The sequence below is a fragment of the Streptomyces sp. rh34 genome (genome assembly GCF_002551245.1).
Lineage (GTDB): Bacteria > Actinomycetota > Actinomycetes > Streptomycetales > Streptomycetaceae > Streptomyces.
Genome location: NZ_NTGZ01000008.1, coordinates 49,467 through 69,041 on the forward strand (window position 1 = coordinate 49,467; position 19,575 = coordinate 69,041).

Sequence of the window (19,575 nt, forward strand, 5' to 3'; positions counted from 1 at the left end):
GCGGGCAGGGTGCGGAGGAGAGGCGCCGGGGGAGGGGTACGGGGGTGGGGCCGGACCGCCGCTGTGCGCGGGGCGGGCCGGCCCCGGGGAGGGAGGCGGGAGGAGGAGAGGGGGACAGTGGTGGGCGGCGTCAGCCGATCACGTTGTCCACGCCCTTCTTCGCCGTCTGCCACGCCTTGTCCGACGACGTCCCCTTGCGCTCGACCTCGCTCAGCGCGTTCGTGATCTGCTGCATCACGTTCTGGTCGTGCACACCCAGTACCTGGACCGGGGACTCCTTGGCCGCGTCACCGAAGATCTGGCCGATCGGGGCGCCCGAGAAGTACTCGTCCTTGGCGTCCGCGATCGTCTCGATGGCGCCCGTCGAGGACGGGAAGTTGCCCTGCTTCTGGAAGACCTTCGCCTGCTGCTCGGGAGCGGTCAGCCACTCGATCAGCTTGTACGCCTCCTCCTTGTGCTTGGCCGCACGCGGGATGGAGAGGTACGAGCCGCCCCAGTTGCCCGCGCCGCCGGGGAGCTTGGCGATGTCCCACTTGCCCTTGCCCGCGTCGCCGGCCTGGCCCTTGACGTAGCCGAGCATCCAGGCCGGGCACGGGATCGTCGCGAACGAACCGGCCGCGAACGCCTGGTTCCACTGCGGGGACCACTGGTCGAGCTTGGCGCTCAGGCCCGCCTCGGCCGCCTCCACGGAGGTGTCCCAGGCCTCCTTGACCGCCGGGTTCTTCTCGTAGATCAGCTCGCCGGAGGCGTCGTAGTACCGCTCCTTCTCCTGGCCGATCATGATCCCGTAGAGCGAGCCGACGCTGTCCAGCCAGGCGCTCTTGGCGGGGGCCTTCTTCTTGTACTGCTTGCCCAGCTCCAGGTAGCCGTCCCACGTGGCCCACTTCTTCGCGAGCTCCTCGCGGTCCGTGGGCAGCCCGGCCTGCTTGAAGAGGTCGGTGCGGTAGCACATCGCCTCGGGGCCGACGTCCGTGCCGAGGCCGAGGATCTTGCCGTCCTTCGTGGTCGCCGCCGACCACTTGGCCTCGGCGAACTCGCCCTTGAGCTTGTCGGCCCCGAACTCCTTCAGGTCCTGGAACTTGTCGGCCTGCTGCTGGGTGACCGACGCGATGCGGCCCACCTCGACCCCTTGCACGTCCGCGAGACCGCCGCCGCCCGCGAGGCGGGTCTGCAGCGACTTCCAGTAGTCCGCCTCGTCCTGGGTGTCGCTCTGCTTGATCGTCACGTCCGGGTTGAGCTTCTGGTACTCCTCGTACAGCCCGGCCTCCTTGAAGCCGAAGGACCCGAAGAGGTCCACGTTGAGTGTGACCTTTCCGCCCGCGCTGTCGGAGGAGTCCGACGAGTCGCTTGATCCACAGGCGGCGAGGAGGGCCCCGGCGAGGACGACCGCGCCGAGGCGGGCGGTGGCTCTCTTGGCGGCTCGGGCGATGGGCATGGGAAGCTCCCTTGGCTTCGGGATGAACCGAGCGCCTTGAGAGCGCTCTCAAAACCTGCGTCTGGAGCGTCCCCCACCACCCCCGCCCCGTCAAGACTCGAACGCATAACAGCTTGGGGTCGCACCCGGGAGCCGTCCAACTGCCGTCCGTGTGCGTTCTCTTGACACTTACGTTTCAGGAGTTTTACGTTCCTTGGCACTTGAGAGCGCTCTCGAAAGCGCTCTTCCCCCCCATGATCGAGGTGCTGCTCGTGCGAACCTCCCTCCCCAGACTCGCCTCCAGACCCGCCGCGGCGACGCTCCTCGCCATCGCCGTGGCCGCCGTGGGCCTGGGCCCCGCCGCATCGCCCGCTGCCGCCGCCACCATCCCCGCCGGCGCCGGCAGCTACTCCGACACCCGCCCCGCCGGAACCTCGGGCCCGACCACCAACACCGGCGCGCCCGTCACTCCCAAGGTCACCACCGCCGCGCGGGACAAGCCGGTCCCGACCAACGACTGGTGGTCCTCGCTCGCCTACCAGCGCTACGGCGACAACCCGTACAGCACCCCCATGTACGGCCACCCGCTCACCTACCAGGCCAAGGCCTCCGGCCTGGAGGTCGGCTATCCGACCACGCCGGCGATCGTCGGCGACGGCCGTCAGTACGAGTACGCCCACAAGGCCGACCTCACCGTCGGCCTCAGCGGCCTGAACTCGCCCGACACCAAGGCCGACGCCTGGTCCGACTGGACGGTGACGCCCTACTGGGCCGACGGTTCCCGCACCTTCCGGGCCACCATCGGCCACGGCATGCCCTTCGTGTACGCCAAGGGCTCCGGTGGCGACGCCCGCATCACCACCGCCTCCACGCCCACGGTCTTCTCCGACCAGGGCAACGTCCTCGGCATCACCGTCGCCGGGCACCACTACGCCCTCTTCGCCCCGACCGGCAGCGACTGGAACGTCTCCGGCACCGCGATCACCGCGGGACTCGGCGGGAAGGACTACTTCTCGCTCGCCGTGCTGCCCTCCACGGACGCGCTCGCGACCTACCGGAAGTACGCCTTCAGCTTCGTCACCGGCTCCCAGGTGGCCTGGCAGTCCACCGGCGGCAACGTGCGGGCGACCTACAGCCTGACGACCGAGGCCAAGGAGGGCACCGAACGCGGCACCCTCCAGGCCCTCTACCGCCACCAGTGGCTGCACACCACCGACGCGCTGACCCCGTACACGTACGTCTCACCGCGCGGCACGATGAAGGTGCGCGAGTCCGCCTCCTTCACCACCAGCCAGAAGAACAACGGCGTCGTGCCCGCGCTGCCCGCCTCCAGCGGGGTCGACAAGGCCCGGCTGGCCGGCTATCTCAACGAGGTCGCGAACGCCTCCGACCCGTTCTCGGGGGCCGCGGACACCTACTGGACCGGCAAGGCGCTCGGCCGCCTCGCCCAGCTGGTGCCCGTCGCCGACCAGATCGGCCAGACCGCCACCCGCGACAAGCTCCTCGGCCTGATGAAGGGCCGACTCCAGGAGTGGTTCACGGCGGGCGGGGCCAGTGAGTTCAGCTACGACAAGGACTGGAAGACCCTCACCGGCTACCCGGCCTCGTACGGCAGCGACACCGAGCTCAACGACCACCACTTCCACTACAGCTACTACGTCTACGCGGCGGCGATCATCGCCCAGTACGACCAGGCCTGGGCCGCGGACTCCGCGTGGGGCACGATGATCAAGCACCTGATCCGCGACACCGCCAACGCCAGCCGCACCGACTCCGCCTACCCGTTCCTGCGCGGCTTCGACGTGTACGCGGGCCACAGCTGGGCCTCCGGCCACCAGGGCTTCGCGGCGGGCAACAACCAGGAGTCCTCCTCCGAGTCCATCAACCTCAGCGCGGGACTCGTCCTCTGGGGCGCGGCCACCGGCGACACCAACCTCCGCGACCTGGGCAGCTTCCTGCTGACCACCGAGTCCGAGGCGATCACCCAGTACTGGTTCGACGCCTCGCAGCAGGTCTTCCCCGCCTCCTTCGGCCACGACACGGTCGGCATGGTCTGGGGCAGCGGCGGCGCGTACTCGACCTGGTGGACCGCCAACCCGGAGGAGATCCACGGCATCAACGTCCTTCCGGTGACCGGCGGTTCACTCCACCTGGCCCGCGAGAAGGCGGCCATCAAGCGGAACATCGCCGAGATGGAGCGGGAGAACGGCGGCCCCGCGCAGGAGTGGCGCGACCTGCTCTGGCAGTTCGAGTCGCTGTCGGACCCGGCGGCGGCGAAGGCCAAGTGGGACGGGGTGAACGGGAACTACGAGCCGGAGCAGGGTGAGTCCAAGGCGCACACCTACCACTGGATCAACACCCTGAACACGGTCGGCGCGCCCGACATGACGGTCAGCGGCGACCTGCCCACCTCCGCCGTCTTCTCGAAGGACGGCGTCCGCACCTACACCGCCCACAACCACGGCTCCACCGCCCGTACGGTCACCTTCTCCGACGGCAAGACCCTGTCCGTACCCGCCCGTTCGACGGCCACGAGCACGGGCCCCGGCGGCGGCGACCCCGGCCCGGACCCGGACCCGCCGACCGGCAACACCTTCCGCCTCAAGTCCGGCGGCGTCCTCACCACCGCCACCACCGACCCGGCGGGCACGGACACCATCGCCTCGGCCGACGGCGTCAACCGGGACGGCACCCCGTACCGGCCGACCGTCTACGAGGTGAAGAAGGTCAACGGCAAGGTCGCCTCCGGCGCGGCCACCGCGTTCCGCCTCCGGGTGGACGCGGGCACGAAGGTCGGGCTCGCCCCGCAGGTCCGGGTCAGCTACGACCTCACCGGCGACGGCACGTTCGACCGGGCCGAGACGTTCCGCTACTTCGCGACCGACCCGGTCAACGGGTGGGAGGAGTACACGCAGGCGTCCGGCACGCGGGCCGTCACCGGGAGCCTGGGCGAACTCAGGAACGGCACGGTCCGCCTGGAGATCTGGAACGCGCTCGGCAACGGCACGTCCCAGGTGCAGACCGGCACGGACGCGGCCGTCCTGAAGATCCCGTACGTGTAGATCGCGCGATCCCGTACGGATAAGTGGCGGGATCTGTACGTGTCGCGTGTAAGGACGTGACCGTACGGGCACGATGCGTGCGGCGGGTCTCCGGCTCCTCAGGGCGGAGGCTCGCCGCACTCCTGTGTGGGCGCTCCTGTGTGAGTACGGGCCGGCGGGGCCTGAGCCTCCCGGCCCTCAGCCCGCCTGCCCTCAGCCTCCCGGCCCTCGGCCCTCAGGCGGAGGCCCGTCGCACCAGTGTCGTCGGGGTGATCACCGAGTCGGGTGCCGGGCCGTCGCCCGTACGCTCCCGGTCCAGGCCGCGCAGCAGCAGGCGGGCCATCAGCCGGCCCTGCGCCTCGATGTCCTGGTTGACCGTGGTCAGCGGCGGATCGGTGGTCCCGGCCACCGAGTCCATGTCGTCGAACCCGACGATCGCCACCTGCTCCGGCACGGCCACTCCGCGCTCCCGCAGCACGCGCAACGCACCCGACGCCATCAGGTCGTTCGCCACGAACACCGCGTCCAGATCGGGCCGCCGCTCCAGCAGCTCCGCCATCGCCCGCGCCCCGCTCTCCACGGTGAACGCGCCCTGGGCGACGAGCGTCGGGTCCACGTCCGGCAGGACGTCCCGGTAGCCGTCCAGGCGGTCCATCGCCGAGGTCTGGTCGGGCGGTCCGCCGATGTGCGCGATCCGCTCCCGCCCGAGGTCCCTCAGATACCGCACGGCCACCCGCGCGCCGCCCCGGTTGTCCGCGTCCACATACGGGACGGCCTGGTCCCCGGGGTCGGCGGTCCAGCTGGGCCGGCCCCCGTACACCGTGGGAATCCCCGCCCGCCGGGTGATCGCGGGCAGCGGGTCGTCGGTGTGCAACGAGAACGCCAGCGCCCCGTCGACGTGCCCGCCGGACAGATACCGCGCGATCCGGTCGAAGTCGCCGGGCCCCTCCACCAGCAGCAGGACGAGTTGGGTGTCGTGGGCGGTCAACTCCTTGCTGATGCCCCGGATCTGCTGGGAGAAGAAGGGGTCGGAGAAGATCCGTATCTCCGGCTCCGCGATGACCACGGCCACCGCGCCCGTCCGCCGGGTCACCAGGGTCCTGGCCGCGTGGTTCGGGATGTAGCCCAGCTCGTCGACCGCCTTCCGCACCTTGTCCACGAGAGGCTTGCGGACTCCGTCGCCCCCGTTGACGACCCGCGAGGCGGTGGCCCGCGATACCCCCGCACGTGCCGCGACGGCTTCCAGGGTGGGCCGGGACCCGGGGGACTGCTCGGGCAAGACGTTCGCTCCTCGTCGAGGGGGGCGGCGGTACGCGGGCTGGTGCGTGCGGGCCGCGCGGGGTGCTGTGCGCGTGCTCGGTGTCGCCGCCGGATCGTCTACAGCCTAGCGCCGGGCACCGACAGCTCTGAGAGCGCTTCCAGACGAGCCGTGCGCGGGTAACCGTCGGTAGTGGCGACACGGTTGCCCGAACTGCGCCTCTTCCGGGCCCACTGCGCGTTGGACACGCTGGGTATGCATGGCCATCACTCAGAGTGGAAGGTGTGCGGCATGGAAGCGATGGAGCGGCGCAGGGCGGCGGCGGACCGCGTGCGGGTGGCGGAGGACGCTGTGGAGCAGCTGAGACAAGGGCTGGCGGAGGCCGGGGTGAAGCTGCCGTCGTTGCGGATCGATCCGGTCTCGTGTGCGGGTGACGAACCGACGCCCCTGGTCGACCTGGGCCGCTGCAACATCGACACCGCGTTGCGGCTGTCCGAGGTGCTGGCGGAGAAGGAGAGCGGTCATGACGGGTGAGGGGTGCGAGCCGGTGCCCGCGGCGGGCGGGTTCGTGGTGGACGCGCGGGACGGGCGGGTCGGCCGGGTGACGGGCCGGTCCGGACCGAACGTGCGGCTGCGGCCGCCCGGCGGCGGGCCGGAGTGGGACTGCCCGCCGGAGGCGGTGCGGCCGCCGTCACCGGGAGTGGTGTTGCGCGCCCGGGTGACGGAGATCAACAGGGAGGGACAGTTGCCGCGTTGAGGCCGGGCGGAGGGGTGTCGCCGCGCTGTTCCGGTGACCGGTAGCCGCCCTGGCCGGGCCCGGCGGTCCGGCGTCCGCAAGATCACGTTATTGGTGTCGCTTGCGCACAGGACACCACGTGAGGCGGCGGGGCCGGCCCCTCCTCGGGTCCGGGCCCGCCGCCGTCCGGGGGCGCACGCCGGGTCACATGATGCGGTACGCCAGGTAGTACGCGGACAGTTGCTCGTGGTAGCCCGGGTCATCGGCCTGCCGGTGACGGTCGAACTCCGGGGAGTCCTTGACCTGTTCCTTGATGAGGTCGACGTAGACCTTCCGCTCCTCGGTGTCGATGTGCTTCACCGTGCCCGCGGGCAGCAGGACGTCCTTGCCGAAGATCCAGACCCCGGTGTCGACGAGCAGATAGGCCGAACCCACCTCGTCGGAGTGCTTGTCGACCTTTCCGATGCTGCCGTCGGTCGCCTCGACCGAATAGCCGGTCAGATCGGCGCCCGCGGTGTGACCGCTCGACGGCTGATATCCCCACAGGGTGTCGCTCATTATGGCTCCTTTCGCGAAGGTCGCCCAGCTCATACGTGTGGCGGATCGGATATGCGGCATCGATATGTCGGCCGGACGATATTTCCGCTGAACTCCGTGTGCCCGGGGAGAGGCGGCGTACACCTGGGCGGTGCGGTCGTGTTCCGGGACGGAGAAACGGGGGCGGGACCGGGGCGCTTGCCCCGGTCCCGCCCCCGTTTCCGCCGGTCAGCGGCGGATCCTGGTCAGAAGTGGACTACCAGCGGTACCAGCGGCCCCGTCGGCCGCCGCTCGCGGTGGGACGGACGAAGAATCCTATGAGCCACAGCACCAGCACGATCACGGCTATCCACCAGAGAGCCTTGAGCGCGAAACCGGCACCGAAGAGAACCAGGGCGAGCAGAAGAACGAGAAGCAGGGGAACCATGATTATCAACCTCCGGAAATGCAGGTTCCCGCTTACGCTTTTCCTACACGCGGCGGATGTCTGTGCATTCTTCCCCGGCCGGACGGGGGGCCGGGCGGAATCGCGGCGGCCGATCCGGAGACCAGCGATCCGATGGACGCATCGGAGGCGTTGCTCGTCGTCGGGATCACCTCGCGGGGGAAAGCGCGGGAGGACCGCACCAAGAAGTACCGCGCGTACGCCCGCGCGGGAGTCCCGATGTATCTGCTGATCGACCGGTTCGACGTGCAGCTGATGACGGGGGAGTTTCCGGGGTCCGCCGGCTGAGGGCTGTCGGGACAGCCATCAGCCTCAGGGGGCGTCCGCCTACGGGCGGGTGACCACCTTGATGTTGAAGGTGTGGGACCCCACCCCGCCCGCGATCCCCATGAAGAGGAACGCGAAGTGCTCCTGGCCGCGCGCCGTGGTGATGCCGCCGATGTCGAGCTGGGAGGACTCCGGCCACCCGAGGTCCGTGAGCAGCCGGCCGGTGGTGAGCTTGGCCCCGGCGTCGTCGCCGGAGAGGAAGACCGTGCCCGGCTCGGTGAGTTCGCCCGGGGAGGTCATGGCGGTGGAGTCCATCGTGCAGAGCGTCTTGACGACGGGCGTGAGGGGAAAGGCCTCCTGGATCAGCTCGCCCAGGCTGCTGTTGGGGTGGGTCAGCTCGCTGAAGTCGTCGGAGAGCCCGACCCCGACGTCGATCAGCGGGGTGCCGGCCAGCGCCGGGGCTCCGATGGAGCGCAGCAGGTCCACGGAGACTCCGCCAGGAGTGGCGTTGACCAGCACCTCCGCGTGCGCGGCCGTCTCGTCGAGGCCGGCGACGGGCAGTCCGATGCCGGTGCGTTCGTCGGGCCGACGTGATCCGAGGAGGACCTCGTGTCCTGCGGCGCGCCAGCCGTGGGCCAGGGCGCGGGCGACATTTCCGGTACCGAGAATTCCTATACGCATGGGGTCGACGCTAGTCAGCGGGGCCCCTGGGGCGTATCGGGCTGGAGACCGGGACGGACCGGCACCTGAGGCTTAGTCCGCAGGACGCCCCCGGCCCGCCCCGGGACGGGGGCGAGGACCGGGGGCGTGCCGGGCGGGCCGGGGCGGGGTCAGACTCCGGCCGGGGCCTTGGCCGGGGAGGCGCCGGGGTCCGTGCCGTCGGAGTCGGGGCCGGCGGGGGTGGCCGGAGTGGTGGTGGGGTGGGTGTTGCCCTTGGCGGCGACCGTGGACGGGGCCGGTTCCTGGGAGACGTTGAACTCGGCCAGCAGGTCCTTGCCGAAGCCGAAGAAGTACGTCGCGACGAACCCGGCCACGTAGCCGACGAGCAGGCCGCCCGCGTAGATCGCGACCGTCGAGCCCAGGCCGTGGTTGCCGTCGAGGAGGGGGAACAGGGCCCAGCCGGACGGGCCGATGGCCGTCGAGCCGACCGTGTCGCCGAGCTGGTTGAACAGGCCGACGAAGCCCGCGCCGAACGCGCCGCCGACGCACGCCGTGATGAACGGGCGGCCCAGGGGGAGCGAGACGCCGTAGATCAGGGGCTCGCCCACGCCCAGCAGGCCCGCCGGGAGGGCGGACTTGATGGTGCGGCGGATCGACTCGTTGCGGGGGAGGCGGAAGTAGACGGCCACGGCCGCGCCCACCTGGCCCGCACCGGCCATCGCGAGGATCGGGAGCAGGACCGTGTAGCCCTGCTGCTCGATGAGCGTGGTGTGGATCGGGATCAGCGCCTGGTGCAGGCCCAGCATCACCAGGGGCAGGAACAGGCCGCCGAGCACGAAGCCCGCGCCCGCGCCGCCGTTGGACAGCAGCCAGTCGGCGAACGTGCCGATCGCGGAGGAGACCTCGCCGGCGACGTACATCAGGCCGAAGATCGTCACCAGGCCGGAGATCAGCACCGTCAGGGTCGGGGTGACCAGGACGTCCAGCGCCTCCGGCACCCACCGGCGGCACCACTTCTCCACGTACACCGCGAGGACCGCCGCGCCCAGCGCGCCGAGGACACCGCCCTGGCCGGGGGAGAGCGTCTGGCCGAAGGCGTCGATGTTCGCGACGCCCGGGAAGACGATGATCGCCGCCACCGCACCGCCCAGGATCGGCGTACCGCCGAACTCCTTCGCCGTGTTGTAGCCCACGAACACCGCGATCAGCGCCATGAAGCCCGACGCCATCGCCGCCAGCGCGGGCGTCACGGCGGGCAGCCACTGGAGGTTCACCAGCAGGCCGTTGAGGCCCGCGATGATCCCGCAGCCGATGAGCGCCGGGATCAGCGGCACGAAGATGTTGGCGATCCTGCGCAGGAACAGCTTGAACGGGGTGGCGTTCTTCGCCTTCCGCTGGGCCTTGATCGCCGCGCCCTGGGCCGCCAGTTCCTCGGCGGAGACGGGGGCCGCACCGGGTTCGGGGGCCGGTTCGGGCGCGGCCTCGCGGGCCTCGTCGACGAGCTGCTCGAACTCCGGGGTGACCCGGGCGACCGTGCCCGGACCCAGCACGATCTGGTACGTGTCGTCGTCGACGACGCCCATGACGGCGGGCAGGGCCTTCAGCGCCTCGTCGTCGACGAGGGACCGGTCGTGCAGACCGAGGCGGAGCCGGGTCATGCAGTGGGCGATGGTGGCGACGTTCGCGGCACCGCCGACGAGCGGCAGGATCGCGGCGGCGGTGGCGCGGTTCTTGTCTTCTGTGGCCATGGTGCTCGGTGCCTTGCTGTGCGGGGGGTGGGGCGGAGGACCCGGGTGGGTCAGGTGGTGCGTGCGGCCGCGAGGGCGGCGCGGAGGTGGCCGTCCGCCTCGGTGAGGCGGGTGGCGGCGGTGGGGCCGTCGACCTGGCCGAGGATGACCAGGATCGCGTTCTTGACCTCGCCGTCGGTGGCGGCGAGCGCGGCCTCGATCTCGGCGTCGGACGCGCCGGTGGCCAGGGAGACGATGTGCCGGGAGCGGGCCCGCAGCTTCTCGTTGGAAGCGCGGACGTCGACCATGAGATTCCCGTACGTCTTGCCGAGCCGGATCATCGTGATCGTCGAGATCATGTTGAGGACGAGCTTCTGGGCCGTGCCCGCCTTCAGCCGGGTCGAGCCGGTGAGCAGCTCGGGGCCGACGACGACCTCCAGGCCGTGTTCGGCGGCGGCGCCGAGCGCGGAGCCGGCGTTGCACGAGAGCCCGATGGTCAGGGCGCCCCGCTCGCGGGCGTGTTCGACGGCGCCGATCGCGTACGGCGTGCGGCCGGAGGCGGAGATGCCGACCACCGTGTCGTCGGCGCTCAGCTTCAGCCCGTCGAGGTCGGCGGCGGCCAGCTCCTTGCTGTCCTCCGCGCCCTCGACGGCCGTGACCATGGCGGAGGGGCCGCCCGCGATCAGGCCGATGACCTCGGACGGGTCGGTGTTGAAGGTGGGCGGGCACTCGCTGGCGTCCAGCACCCCGAGGCGGCCCGCCGTTCCCGCGCCCGCGTAGATCAGCCGGCCGCCGCGGGCCATGCGCTCGGCGGTGGCGTCGATGGCCGCGGCGATCTGCGGCAGCCGCTCGGCGACGGCGGCCGGGACGGTGGCGTCCTCGCCGTTCATGATCCGCGCGATCTCCCGCGTGGACTGCCGGTCGATCTCGGCCAGCTCGGGGCGGAACGCCTCGGTGGTGAGGGTGGCCAGCTGGGCGCGGAGTTCGCCGTACGTGCCGGCGGAGCCGGGGGTGTCGGTGGCGCCGGGGGTGTCGGGGTTCGCATCGGTGGTGGAGGTCATGGGTGCGGCTCTGCTTTCTCGGTCTCGTACGCCTACGGGTGGTGCGTGGCCGGTGGCGGGGCGGTCAGCGGGTGCGGGGGGTGTGGCGGTGCGCGAGCGCCTCGTAGGAGGCGGCCAGGGCGGGCGCCGCGGTCTCGTACGTCCGTTGCGCGACGCCTATGAACAGGCAGTCCACGACGAGCAGCTGGCTGGTGCGGCTCGACATGGCGGCGGGGCGCAGCTCGCTCTCGCGCGCGGTGGACGTGGTCAGCACATGGTCCGCGTACTGCGATACGGGCCCGTCGGGCCGCCCGGTGATCGCGATCGTGGTCGCCCCGCGGTCGAAGGCGACCCGCAGCGGCTCGATGACGTCGCCGGTGGAGCCGGAGTGGGTGATCGCGATGGCCACGTCGCCGCTGCGCAGCTGCACGGCGTTGGTCACCGCGAGGTGCGGGTCCATGTGGGCGTGGGCGATGAGGCCGATCCGGAGCAGCTTCTGCGCCAGGTCCTGGCCGACGAGGGAGGAGGCCCCGACGCCGTAGACGTCGATGCGGCGGGCGGTCGACGCGGCGGCGACGGCGGCCCCCAGCTGTACGGTGTCGAGCCCGGCGGCGGTGTCGGCGAGGGTCTGCTGCTCGTCGTGGGCGAGCTTGGCGACCACGTCGGCGATCGGGTCGTCCACCGCGATGTCGGCGGTGACGGCGGGGGCCCGGCCGGACTCCTGGTGCGCGGCGAGGCCGGCCAGTGCGAGGCGCAGATCCCGGTAGCCGGGGTAGCCGAGGAGCCGCGCGGTGCGGACGACGGTGGCTTCACTGGTGCCGGTGAGCTCGGCGAGACCGGTGACGGTGAGGGCGGCGCAGCCGGCCGGGTCGCCCGCCACGGCTTCGGCGACCAGCTGCATCGAGCGGGTCATGGAGGGGGCGAGGGTCCGGACCTTGGCGGCGAGGGCCGCGGGGGCCGGCGGGGACTCGCTGCTGAAACTTTCCTTCACGTCTTGGGTCACATCTGAAAGATATTTTCAACCCGGGGGTCCGTCAACCCCTCTTTGGTCCCTACCTCTGGCGGGACCTCCGGGGGATGGCTCCCTCGTGCGGGCGCACAATGGGGGCATGGAGTCGAACCCCCTGGAGCAGGCCCTGCACACCGCCCGCGCGCTCGTCATGGCCGACCTGGCGGCGGGCGACGTCGCCGAGGCGGACATCGTCTCGATGGTCGAGGACGCGGTGACCCACCGCCGGTGGTGGGTGGAGCAGTGGCCCGAGGGCGCGGAGTTCGTGGCCGGGCTGGTCGCCCAGGACGTGCAGGACGCGCTGCTGGAGCGGTACGGGCGGTGGCCGCTGTGCCCCGTCTGTACCGACGAGGAGCCGCACGCGCTGGACGTCGAGCCGGAGCTCGGGCCCGACCCGCACTGGGTCTGCGCCAAGGCGGCCGTCGCGGTGGCGCCCGTGGGTGCGCTGGGCGGGGTGCTGCGGCGGTGACGGTCTACATCGATCCGCCCACCTGGCCCGGACACGGCCGCCTCTGGTCGCATCTGGTCAGCGATGTGTCATTCGAGGAGCTGCACGCCTTCGCCGCCGCGATCGGGTGCCCGCCGCGCGCCTTCGAGCGCGATCACTACGACGTGCCCCAGGCGCACTACGCGGACGCGGTGCGGGCCGGGGCGCGGGAGATCGGCCCGAAGGAGCTGGTCCGGCGCCTCACGGACGCGGGGCTGAGAAGGCCGAAGGGGAGGCCGGCACCGGGCGGCCGCCCTTGAGCCCCTTCGCGCTCTTCGCGATCAGCCGCGACCGCGACCGCCCGCCCGCGCCGCCCCCGCCGCGCTGGAGGTGCAGCGCCACCCCCACCGCAGCCAGGGCCAGGGCCGTCATCGCCGCGCCCGCCCAGGCCGTGGACGCGAAGCCGAAGTCCAGGTCGATCACCGTGCCGCCGAGCCACGGGCCACTCGTGTTGCCCAGGTTGAACGCCGCCGTCGTGGTGGCTCCGGCCAGCGTCGGGGCGGCCCCGGCCACGTTGAACATCCGGGCGTTCAGCGCGGGGGCCGTGAAGAAGGCGGAGAGGCCCAGCAGGAACGCCAGCGCGATGACCGCGGCCTGGCTGGAGGCGAACAGGGCCAGTGCCACCAGGAACACCGTGGACGCCGTGATGCCGCTCAGCAGCACCCCGAAGAGGTGCGCGTCCGCGACCCGGCCGCCGATCATCGTGCCGATCAGCGCGCCCGCCCCGAACAGGCCGAGGATCCACGGCACCCAGCCCGAGTCGAGGCCCGCCACGTCCGTGAGCAGCGGCGCCAGGTAGCTGAAAGCGCAGAAGACCCCGCCCGCCGCGAGCGCGGTGATCACGATGGCCAGCCAGACCTGCCGGTCCCGGTAGATCGCCAGCTCCCGCTTCAGCTCGGGCTTCTTCTCGGGCAGCGGGATGTGCGGGATGCGCGTGGCGACGCCGACCAGGGCCACCGCCGAGGCCGCGCCGACCGCCCAGAACGCCGAACGCCAGCCGAAGTGCTCGCCGAGGAAGGCCCCCAGCGGCACACCCAGCACGTTCGCGACGGACAGACCGCCGATCATCACGGCCATCGCCCGCGCCCGCGAGTTCACCGGGACCATCGCGATGGCCACGGCAGCGCCGACCGCCCAGAAGCCCGCGCAGGCGAGCGCGCTCAGCACCCGGGAGACGAAGAGGATCTCGTACGTCGGGGCCAGCGCACCGGCGATCTGGCCGAGGCCGAACACCGAGATCAGCGCGATCAGCGTGGTGCGGCGCGGCAGCCGTAGCGTGGCGACGGCCAGCAGCGGGGCGCCGACCACCATGCCGATCGCGAACGCGGATATGAGGAGTCCGGCCTGCGGGATCGACACGTTCATGTCGTCCGCGATCGGCGGGAGCAGGCCCGACAGCATGAACTCACTGGTGCCGAGTGCGAAGACCGAGAGGCCGAGAATATATACGGCCAGCGGCATGGGAGCGCGGCGGGAGGGAGAGTCGGGCATGACTCGTCCCAACGCCGGAGAACGCCTCCGCATTCCCGGCGTCGGGAGGAGGGCGTGTCTGTTCACGTCCCCGTCACGTCAGTGGCTTTCCGACAACTCCGTCAACAACTCCGTCAACAACTCCGTCAACGGTTCCGCCAGCGGCTCCGTCGACGGCTCCGTCACGCGGGGAGGGCGTGCAGCTTCTTGCCGTGGAGGGCGAAGACGCGCTTGCCGTCGGTGGCCACCAGCCAGGCGTGGTAGTCGCCGGACCGGTCGTTGAACGTCCAGCGCAGGCCGCCGTTCTTCGCGTCGAAGGCGTGGATGCCGCCCTGCTTGTCGAGGTCGGTGGCTCCGAAGAGCGTGCCGCCCACCTTGACGAACTGCCGGGGCACCTGCCCGCCCGCGTCCTTGAGGGCCGTGGACTGCCAGATCTTCTTGCCGGTCCCCGGCTCGACGGCCCACAGCGTCCGGGCGCTGTCGGCGATGTAGAGCACGTCCTCCAGGAGAGTCGGCTCCCGGAAGGTGGTGAACTCCTCGGCCCGCACGGACCACTTCTCGGACCCGTCGGACAGCGCGAAGGCCTGGAGCCGCTGACCCTGCGGGACGATCACCAGATCCTGGTGGACGACGAACGGCCCGTAGCTCGTCTTCGTCGTCTTCTGTGTCCACACCTGCTTGCCGGTGGCGGTGTCGCGGACCGTGAGGTTGTTCTTGAAGTCGGTGTAGACGAGGTAGCGGCCCTGCACGGCGGCGTGGACGCCGTTCTGCTCGGTGCCGAGGTCGCGCTGTTCCTTCCAGGCGACCTTGCCCGTGCCGCTGTTCAGCGCGGCGATCACGTTGGTGTGGGACGAACCGTCGGCCTCCAGGATCTCGGCGATGACGTACACCTGCTCCGCGTCCACCGCGACCGGCCTCGGCTGCCGGTACTCCTTGCCGAGGCGGCTGCGCCAGGACTCCTTGCCGGACCCCGGGACGTACCCGGCGACGCTGCCGTCGTACTTGCCGCTCTCCAGGTACAGGGTGCCGTCGCCGAGCAGCAGCGGCGCACCGGGCACCGCCCCGTCCGGCAGCGACCACCGCTCCTCGCCGGTCGCCCCGTCGAAGGCGGCCAGCGGATCACCGCTCGCGATCACCACACCGTCCACGGCCACGAGCTCGTCGTTGTCCCCGTAGGTCTGCGCCGACGTCGACTTCGTCCACAGCGGCTCGGGGGCCTTGCCGTCAGCGGGCGCCTTCCCGTTCTCGGGGGACGCGCTGCCCGGCGGCGGCGTGCTGCCTTCGCCGCCCGTCGCGAGCTCGTCCTCGCAGCCGGTCAGTCCGGCTCCGAGCGCTGCCATCGTGATCCCGCCTCCGGCCATGCGCAGTATGCGCCGCCGGGAAGATCTGCCGACCGTCGTGCCGAGTCCCTTGGACATGTCGCTGTACCCCCGTGGAGTTCTCTGAGCAGAAGGATGCGCGGACAGATGCGCGGCCAGGTGCGCGGTCCGATCCGTGGAAGGTCGAGCCGGCCGCGCTGACCGCAGATGTGTGCATCTGCGATGCGAGACGTTATCGGTCCCCGGGCTTCACCGGTCGTGCTCGGGCGCGACCGGGACGACACCGTGAACGAACCGGAACATTCACCGGGCGATCGTCACCGGGCGATCGTCACCGGTCGGCGGGGCCGGACGAGGTCAGCAGCTCCAGCTCCGTCGCCAGGTTGTGCCGGGCCCGCGCCTCCCACACGGCCGCGCCGTGCGGGGTACGGAACAGTCTCGGCAGGTCGAGGAGTTGCCGCAGCACCGCCGCCCGGCCCTCCCGGAACGCCCCGTCCGGAACGAAGCCGTACTCCTCCCGGACCCGGGCCGCGTACGCCCCGTACTCCTGCGGGCCGCCCGCCAGGACCGCGAGGTCGGCGTCGCACAGCGCCTCGCCGTTGCGGTCGCCGTCGGCCGGGTCGTGCGTGACGGTGAGGCGGACCAGCCGGGCGACCTCCGCCACCACCGCGTCCGGCACCCCCGCCTCGGACAGCGCCCGCTCGGCGAGGGCGGCGCTGCGCTCCTCGTTCTCCGTCCGGTCGGGCCGGTACACCGCGTCGTGGAACCAGGCGGCGAGGCGTACGGCGTGCACGTCCGCGGCGTGCCCGGCCAGGGTGTCGATGCCGTCCAGGACGGCGGCCAGGTGGGCGGTCGTGTGATAGCGGCGCTGCGGCTCGGCCCAGCGGGCGAGGAGATTCTCGGCGTACGGCAGCGGATCGGGGCCGTCCGCCCCGGCGCGCGCGGCGAGCAGCGTGTCGTGCCACCGGTCACGGAGGCCGCCGTCGCGGAGATCCGCGTCGTCGCGGGGGCCGTCATCGCGGAGACCCGGGTCGTGGGGGCCCGGGTCGCGGGGGGCGGCGCCACGGAGGTCGGCGTCGCGGGAAGGGGAGTCGTGCGGGCGGGGGCTGTCCGTCATGGGACGACTCTAGGACCGGCGGCTCCAGGACCGGCGGCTCCAGGACGTGGGGCCGGGCCCGTCCGGCCCCCGGACCGCCCCTTGTCGCCCCGCTGGACTGTCATTACCGTGCGCCCGTGATGATGGATCTCAACGCGGACCTCGGCGAGGGCTTCGGCAACTGGACCCTGACCGACGACGACGCGCTCCTCGCGTGTGTCACGAGTGCCAACGTGGCCTGCGGCTTCCACGCGGGCGACGCCTCCGTGATGCGGCGGGTCTGCGACGCGGCGGCGGCCGGCGGGGTACGGATCGGGGCACAGGTCTCCTACCGGGACCTGGCCGGGTTCGGGCGCCGCTCGATGGACGTGCCGCCCGCCGAGCTGACCGCCGAGATCGCCTACCAGATAGGCGCGCTGCGGGTCTTCGCGGAGGCCGCCGGGTCCGCCGTCTCGTACGTCAAGCCGCACGGCGCGCTCTACAACCGGGCGGTCTGGGACGACGACCAGGCCGCCGCCGTCGTCGCGGGCGTCCGGCTCGCGGGCGGCAGCCCGGCCGTGCTCGGGCTGCCCGGATCGCGGCTGCTCGCCCACGCGGCCGACGCCGGACTGCGCGCCGTGGAGGAGGCCTTCGCCGACCGCGCGTACACCCCGCGGGGCACCCTCGTCCCGCGCGGTGAGCCGGGCGCGGTGGTGCACGACCCGGACGACGTCGTACGCCGGAGCGTCGGCATGGCCGTCGAGCGGGCGGTGACCGGGGCGGACGGCAGCCGGATCCCCGTCTCGGCGCGCTCGCTCTGCGTCCACGGGGACACCCCGGGCGCGGCGGCCCTCGCCCGCCGGGTGCGGGCCGCGCTGGAGGAAGCGGGCGTCGAGGTACGGGCGTTCGCGTGAGCGCCCGCGAAGTCGGCCCCGGTCCGGTGCGCGTGCTTCCGGGGGAGGTGCGCGTCCTTCCCGCCGGGCCGCACGCGCTTCTCGTCGAGCTGGCCGACGGCGAGCACGCCGAGGCCTTCCACGCCGAGCTGCTCCGCCGCCGCGCGCGCGGTGAGCTGCCCGCCGTACGCGAGATCGTCCCGGCCGCCCGCACGGTGCTGCTCGACGGGATCGCGGAGAACGGGCCCGGGGCCCGGGAGCAATTCGCCCGCGACCTCGCCTCGTGGCGGGTGGGGCCCCCGCAGCGCGAAGGCCACGACGTGGTGGAGATCCCCGTCGTCTACGACGGGCCCGACCTCGATGAGGTCGCCGCGCTCTGGGGCGTCCAGGCCGGGGAGGTGGCCGCCCTGCACACCCGTACAGCGTTCCGGGTGGCGTTCTGCGGGTTCGCCCCCGGGTTCGGCTATCTCACCGGGCTGCCCGAGCGGTTGTACGTGCCCCGGCGCACAACCCCGCGCACCCGGGTTCCGGCCGGGGCGGTGGCCCTCGCCGGGCCCTACACCGGGGTGTACCCGCGCGCCTCGCCCGGCGGCTGGCAGCTGATCGGGCGGGTGCCGGACCCGGGGGCCCTGTGGGACCCGGGCCGGGAACCGGCTGCGCTGCTCTCGCCGGGGACGCCGGTCAGCTTCGTGGCGGTGGGGGCGGCGGGGGCGGGGGAAGGCGGACCGGGCGCGCTGCGGGCTCCCCGGGCGGGTGACTCCCGGGCGATCGGCTCCCCAGCGCGCGATTCCCGGGCGGGCGATGCCCCGGTGGGCGCGTGACGCCGCCGCCCGCCGTCTCCCGCCTGTACGTCGTCCGGGCCGGGGCGCTGACCACGGTGCAGGACGCGGGCCGTCCCGGCTGGGCGCACCTCGGGGTCGGGCGCGCCGGGGCGCTGGACGCGCCCGCCGCCCGGCTGGCCAACAGGCTGGTGGGCAATCCGCCGGACGCCGCCGTCCTGGAGACCACGCTCACCGGGTGCGCGGTCCGCCCGGACCGGCCGGTCGTGGCCGTCGTCGGCGGGGCGGGCTGCCGGGTGACGGTCGACGGGCGGCCGGCGGCGTGGGGCGCGCCGGTGCGGGTGCCCGCGGGCGCGGTGCTGGACATCGGCCCCGCCGAGGGCGGTCTGCGCGGCTACCTGGCGTTCGCGGGCGGGCTGGTGCCGGAGCCGGTGCTGGGCAGCCGTTCGGCGGACCTCCTCTCGGCGCTCGGCCCCGCCCCGCTCGGCGAGGGCGACGTGCTTCCGCTGGGCGATCCGGCGGGGTGTGGTCCGCTGCCGCCCGCCGGTCCCGTTCCCTGGCCGGGGATCCCCGCCGAGCTGGTGCTCCCGGTCCATCCCGGGCCCCGCCACGACTGGTTCACCGCGGCCGCGCTCCGGACGCTCCTCACCGCCGCCTACCGGGTCTCGCCGCACAGCAACCGCATCGGCCTGCGCACGGAGGGCCCGGCGCTGGAGCGGTCCCGCACGGGTGAACTGCCCAGCGAGGGCATGGTCCTGGGCGCGGTCCAGGTGCCGCCGGACGGCCGCCCCGTCGTCTTCCTCAACGACCATCCGACGACCGGCGGCTACCCGGTCGTCGGCGTCGTCCCCGAACGGGCCCTCGCCGCGGCGGCGCAGGCGGTTCCGGGAACCCCGCTGCGTTTCGTACGCGCGTGAGCGCGGCGGGGCCCAAAGGTCCCGCCGCGCCCAGGTGTCGGGGTCCGGACGGCCTCACGCGCCCTTGAAGGTGCGCAGCCGCAGGGAGTTGCCGACCACGAAGACGGAGGAGAAGGCCATCGCGGCACCGGCGATCATCGGGTTGAGGAGTCCGGCGGCGGCCAGCGGGAGCGCGCCGACGTTGTAGGCGAAGGCCCAGAAGAGGTTGGTGCGGATGGTGGAGAGGGTACGACGGGAGAGGCGGATCGCGTCGGCGGCGGCGTTGAGGTCGCCACGGACGAGCGTGAGGTCGCCGGCCTCGATGGCGGCGTCGGTGCCGGTGCCCATCGCGAGGCCGAGGTCGGCCTGGGCGAGGGCGGCGGCGTCGTTGACCCCGTCGCCGACCATGGCGACGACCCGGCCCTCGGCCTGAAGGCGCTTGACCACGTCGACCTTGTCCTGCGGCATGACCTCCGCGTACACCTCGTCGATGCCGACCTCGGCCGCGACCGACTCCGCCAC

Annotated in this window: 20 protein-coding genes and 1 pseudogene; 9 read left to right on the plus strand and 12 right to left on the minus strand. The window is 72.5% G+C overall.

Going from position 1 to position 19,575, the window contains the following annotated elements:
• Positions 1 to 130: 130 nt before the first annotated feature.
• Entirely contained in the window at positions 131 to 1,435 is a 1,305-nt protein-coding gene (locus tag CR470_RS03720) for an ABC transporter substrate-binding protein (RefSeq protein WP_097866137.1), read from the minus strand.
• Between the two features lie 233 nt (positions 1,436 to 1,668).
• Here CR470_RS03720 and CR470_RS03725 point away from each other — a divergent pair, with 233 nt between their 5' ends.
• Entirely contained in the window at positions 1,669 to 4,476 is a 2,808-nt protein-coding gene (locus CR470_RS03725; protein ID WP_097866138.1) for a glycosyl hydrolase, read from the plus strand.
• A gap of 214 nt (positions 4,477 to 4,690) precedes the next feature.
• Here the strand turns inward: CR470_RS03725 and CR470_RS03730 are convergent, their stop codons facing one another.
• Positions 4,691 to 5,734, minus strand: a complete 1,044-nt coding sequence (locus tag CR470_RS03730) for a LacI family DNA-binding transcriptional regulator (RefSeq protein WP_097866139.1) — start codon at positions 5,732 to 5,734, stop codon at positions 4,691 to 4,693.
• A 270-nt stretch (positions 5,735 to 6,004) separates the two neighbouring features.
• On the opposite strand from CR470_RS03730, the gene CR470_RS03735 reads away from it, so the two are divergent.
• Together CR470_RS03735 and CR470_RS03740 are read left to right on the plus strand one after the other, a co-directional pair.
• Positions 6,005 to 6,247: a hypothetical protein gene (locus CR470_RS03735; RefSeq protein ID WP_097866160.1), complete on the plus strand. Its 243-nt coding sequence runs from the start codon at positions 6,005 to 6,007 to the stop codon at positions 6,245 to 6,247.
• A complete protein-coding gene (locus tag CR470_RS03740) occupies positions 6,237 to 6,470 on the plus strand; it encodes a hypothetical protein (RefSeq protein WP_097866140.1) in 234 nt (77 codons plus the stop codon). Before CR470_RS03735 ends, CR470_RS03740 begins: the two co-directional genes overlap by 11 nt.
• A 183-nt stretch (positions 6,471 to 6,653) precedes the next feature.
• Here the strand turns inward: CR470_RS03740 and CR470_RS03745 are convergent, their stop codons facing one another.
• A complete protein-coding gene (locus tag CR470_RS03745) occupies positions 6,654 to 7,007 on the minus strand; it encodes a PRC-barrel domain-containing protein (protein ID WP_097866141.1) in 354 nt (117 codons plus the stop codon).
• Between the two features lie 235 nt (positions 7,008 to 7,242).
• The gene (locus CR470_RS03750; RefSeq protein ID WP_097866142.1) at positions 7,243 to 7,413 is read right to left on the minus strand and encodes a DUF5670 family protein; all 171 of its coding nucleotides are present in this window, start codon (positions 7,411 to 7,413) and stop codon (positions 7,243 to 7,245) included.
• Between the two features lie 99 nt (positions 7,414 to 7,512).
• Between CR470_RS03750 and CR470_RS03755 the strand changes: the two are divergent.
• Positions 7,513 to 7,719, plus strand: a pseudogene (locus tag CR470_RS03755) (Uma2 family endonuclease); the annotation flags it as partial.
• Between the two features lie 39 nt (positions 7,720 to 7,758).
• Here CR470_RS03755 and CR470_RS03760 read toward each other — a convergent pair.
• The 4 genes from CR470_RS03760 to CR470_RS03775 all read right to left on the minus strand — a co-directional run bounded on the left by CR470_RS03760 (position 7,759) and on the right by CR470_RS03775 (position 12,128).
• Positions 7,759 to 8,379, minus strand: coding sequence for an NADPH-dependent F420 reductase (locus CR470_RS03760; RefSeq protein WP_097866143.1), 621 nt, complete (start codon positions 8,377 to 8,379; stop codon positions 7,759 to 7,761).
• A 149-nt stretch (positions 8,380 to 8,528) separates the two neighbouring features.
• The gene (locus CR470_RS03765; RefSeq protein WP_097866144.1) at positions 8,529 to 10,106 is read right to left on the minus strand and encodes a PTS transporter subunit EIIC; all 1,578 of its coding nucleotides are present in this window, start codon (positions 10,104 to 10,106) and stop codon (positions 8,529 to 8,531) included.
• Positions 10,107 to 10,156: 50 nt separating this feature from the next.
• Entirely contained in the window at positions 10,157 to 11,146 is a 990-nt protein-coding gene (gene murQ, locus CR470_RS03770; protein ID WP_097866145.1) for an N-acetylmuramic acid 6-phosphate etherase, read from the minus strand.
• Positions 11,147 to 11,210: 64 nt separating this feature from the next.
• On the minus strand, positions 11,211 to 12,128 hold the full coding sequence (locus CR470_RS03775) for a MurR/RpiR family transcriptional regulator (protein ID WP_097866146.1): 918 nt from the start codon (positions 12,126 to 12,128) through the stop codon (positions 11,211 to 11,213).
• 106 nt (positions 12,129 to 12,234) lie between these two features.
• Here CR470_RS03775 and CR470_RS03780 point away from each other — a divergent pair, with 106 nt between their 5' ends.
• Positions 12,235 to 12,603 carry a hypothetical protein gene (locus CR470_RS03780; RefSeq protein WP_097866147.1) on the plus strand — a complete coding sequence of 123 codons (369 nt, stop codon included), beginning with the start codon at positions 12,235 to 12,237 and terminating at the stop codon, positions 12,601 to 12,603.
• A complete protein-coding gene (locus CR470_RS03785; RefSeq protein WP_097866148.1) occupies positions 12,600 to 12,881 on the plus strand; it encodes a DUF4031 domain-containing protein in 282 nt (93 codons plus the stop codon). Before CR470_RS03780 ends, CR470_RS03785 begins: the two co-directional genes overlap by 4 nt.
• On the opposite strand, the gene CR470_RS03790 is transcribed toward CR470_RS03785, so the two are convergent.
• From CR470_RS03790 to CR470_RS03800, 3 genes are all read right to left on the minus strand, one after another.
• Positions 12,823 to 14,082, minus strand: coding sequence for a Cmx/CmrA family chloramphenicol efflux MFS transporter (locus tag CR470_RS03790; protein WP_179892122.1), 1,260 nt, complete (start codon positions 14,080 to 14,082; stop codon positions 12,823 to 12,825). The two genes, CR470_RS03785 and CR470_RS03790, sit on opposite strands and share 59 nt — an antisense overlap.
• Positions 14,083 to 14,273: 191 nt before the next feature.
• Positions 14,274 to 15,509, minus strand: a complete 1,236-nt coding sequence (locus CR470_RS03795; RefSeq protein WP_097866150.1) for an outer membrane protein assembly factor BamB family protein — start codon at positions 15,507 to 15,509, stop codon at positions 14,274 to 14,276.
• A 232-nt stretch (positions 15,510 to 15,741) separates the two neighbouring features.
• Entirely contained in the window at positions 15,742 to 16,527 is a 786-nt protein-coding gene (locus tag CR470_RS03800) for an HD domain-containing protein (RefSeq protein WP_097866151.1), read from the minus strand.
• A gap of 122 nt (positions 16,528 to 16,649) precedes the next feature.
• On the opposite strand from CR470_RS03800, the gene CR470_RS03805 reads away from it, so the two are divergent.
• The 3 genes from CR470_RS03805 to CR470_RS03815 are packed head-to-tail and all read left to right on the plus strand — an operon-like array spanning position 16,650 to position 19,074.
• Positions 16,650 to 17,399 (plus strand): LamB/YcsF family protein, encoded by a 750-nt coding sequence (locus tag CR470_RS03805; RefSeq protein WP_097866161.1) that lies wholly within the window; start codon positions 16,650 to 16,652, stop codon positions 17,397 to 17,399.
• Positions 17,396 to 18,199 (plus strand): 5-oxoprolinase subunit B family protein, encoded by an 804-nt coding sequence (locus tag CR470_RS03810; protein ID WP_097866152.1) that lies wholly within the window; start codon positions 17,396 to 17,398, stop codon positions 18,197 to 18,199. Before CR470_RS03805 ends, CR470_RS03810 begins: the two co-directional genes overlap by 4 nt.
• On the plus strand, positions 18,196 to 19,074 hold the full coding sequence (locus CR470_RS03815) for a biotin-dependent carboxyltransferase family protein (protein WP_097866153.1): 879 nt from the start codon (positions 18,196 to 18,198) through the stop codon (positions 19,072 to 19,074). Before CR470_RS03810 ends, CR470_RS03815 begins: the two co-directional genes overlap by 4 nt.
• Positions 19,075 to 19,128: 54 nt before the next feature.
• Here the strand turns inward: CR470_RS03815 and CR470_RS03820 are convergent.
• On the minus strand, positions 19,129 to 19,575 hold a 447-nt coding region (locus tag CR470_RS03820; RefSeq protein ID WP_143663760.1), incomplete at its 5' end, for an HAD-IC family P-type ATPase.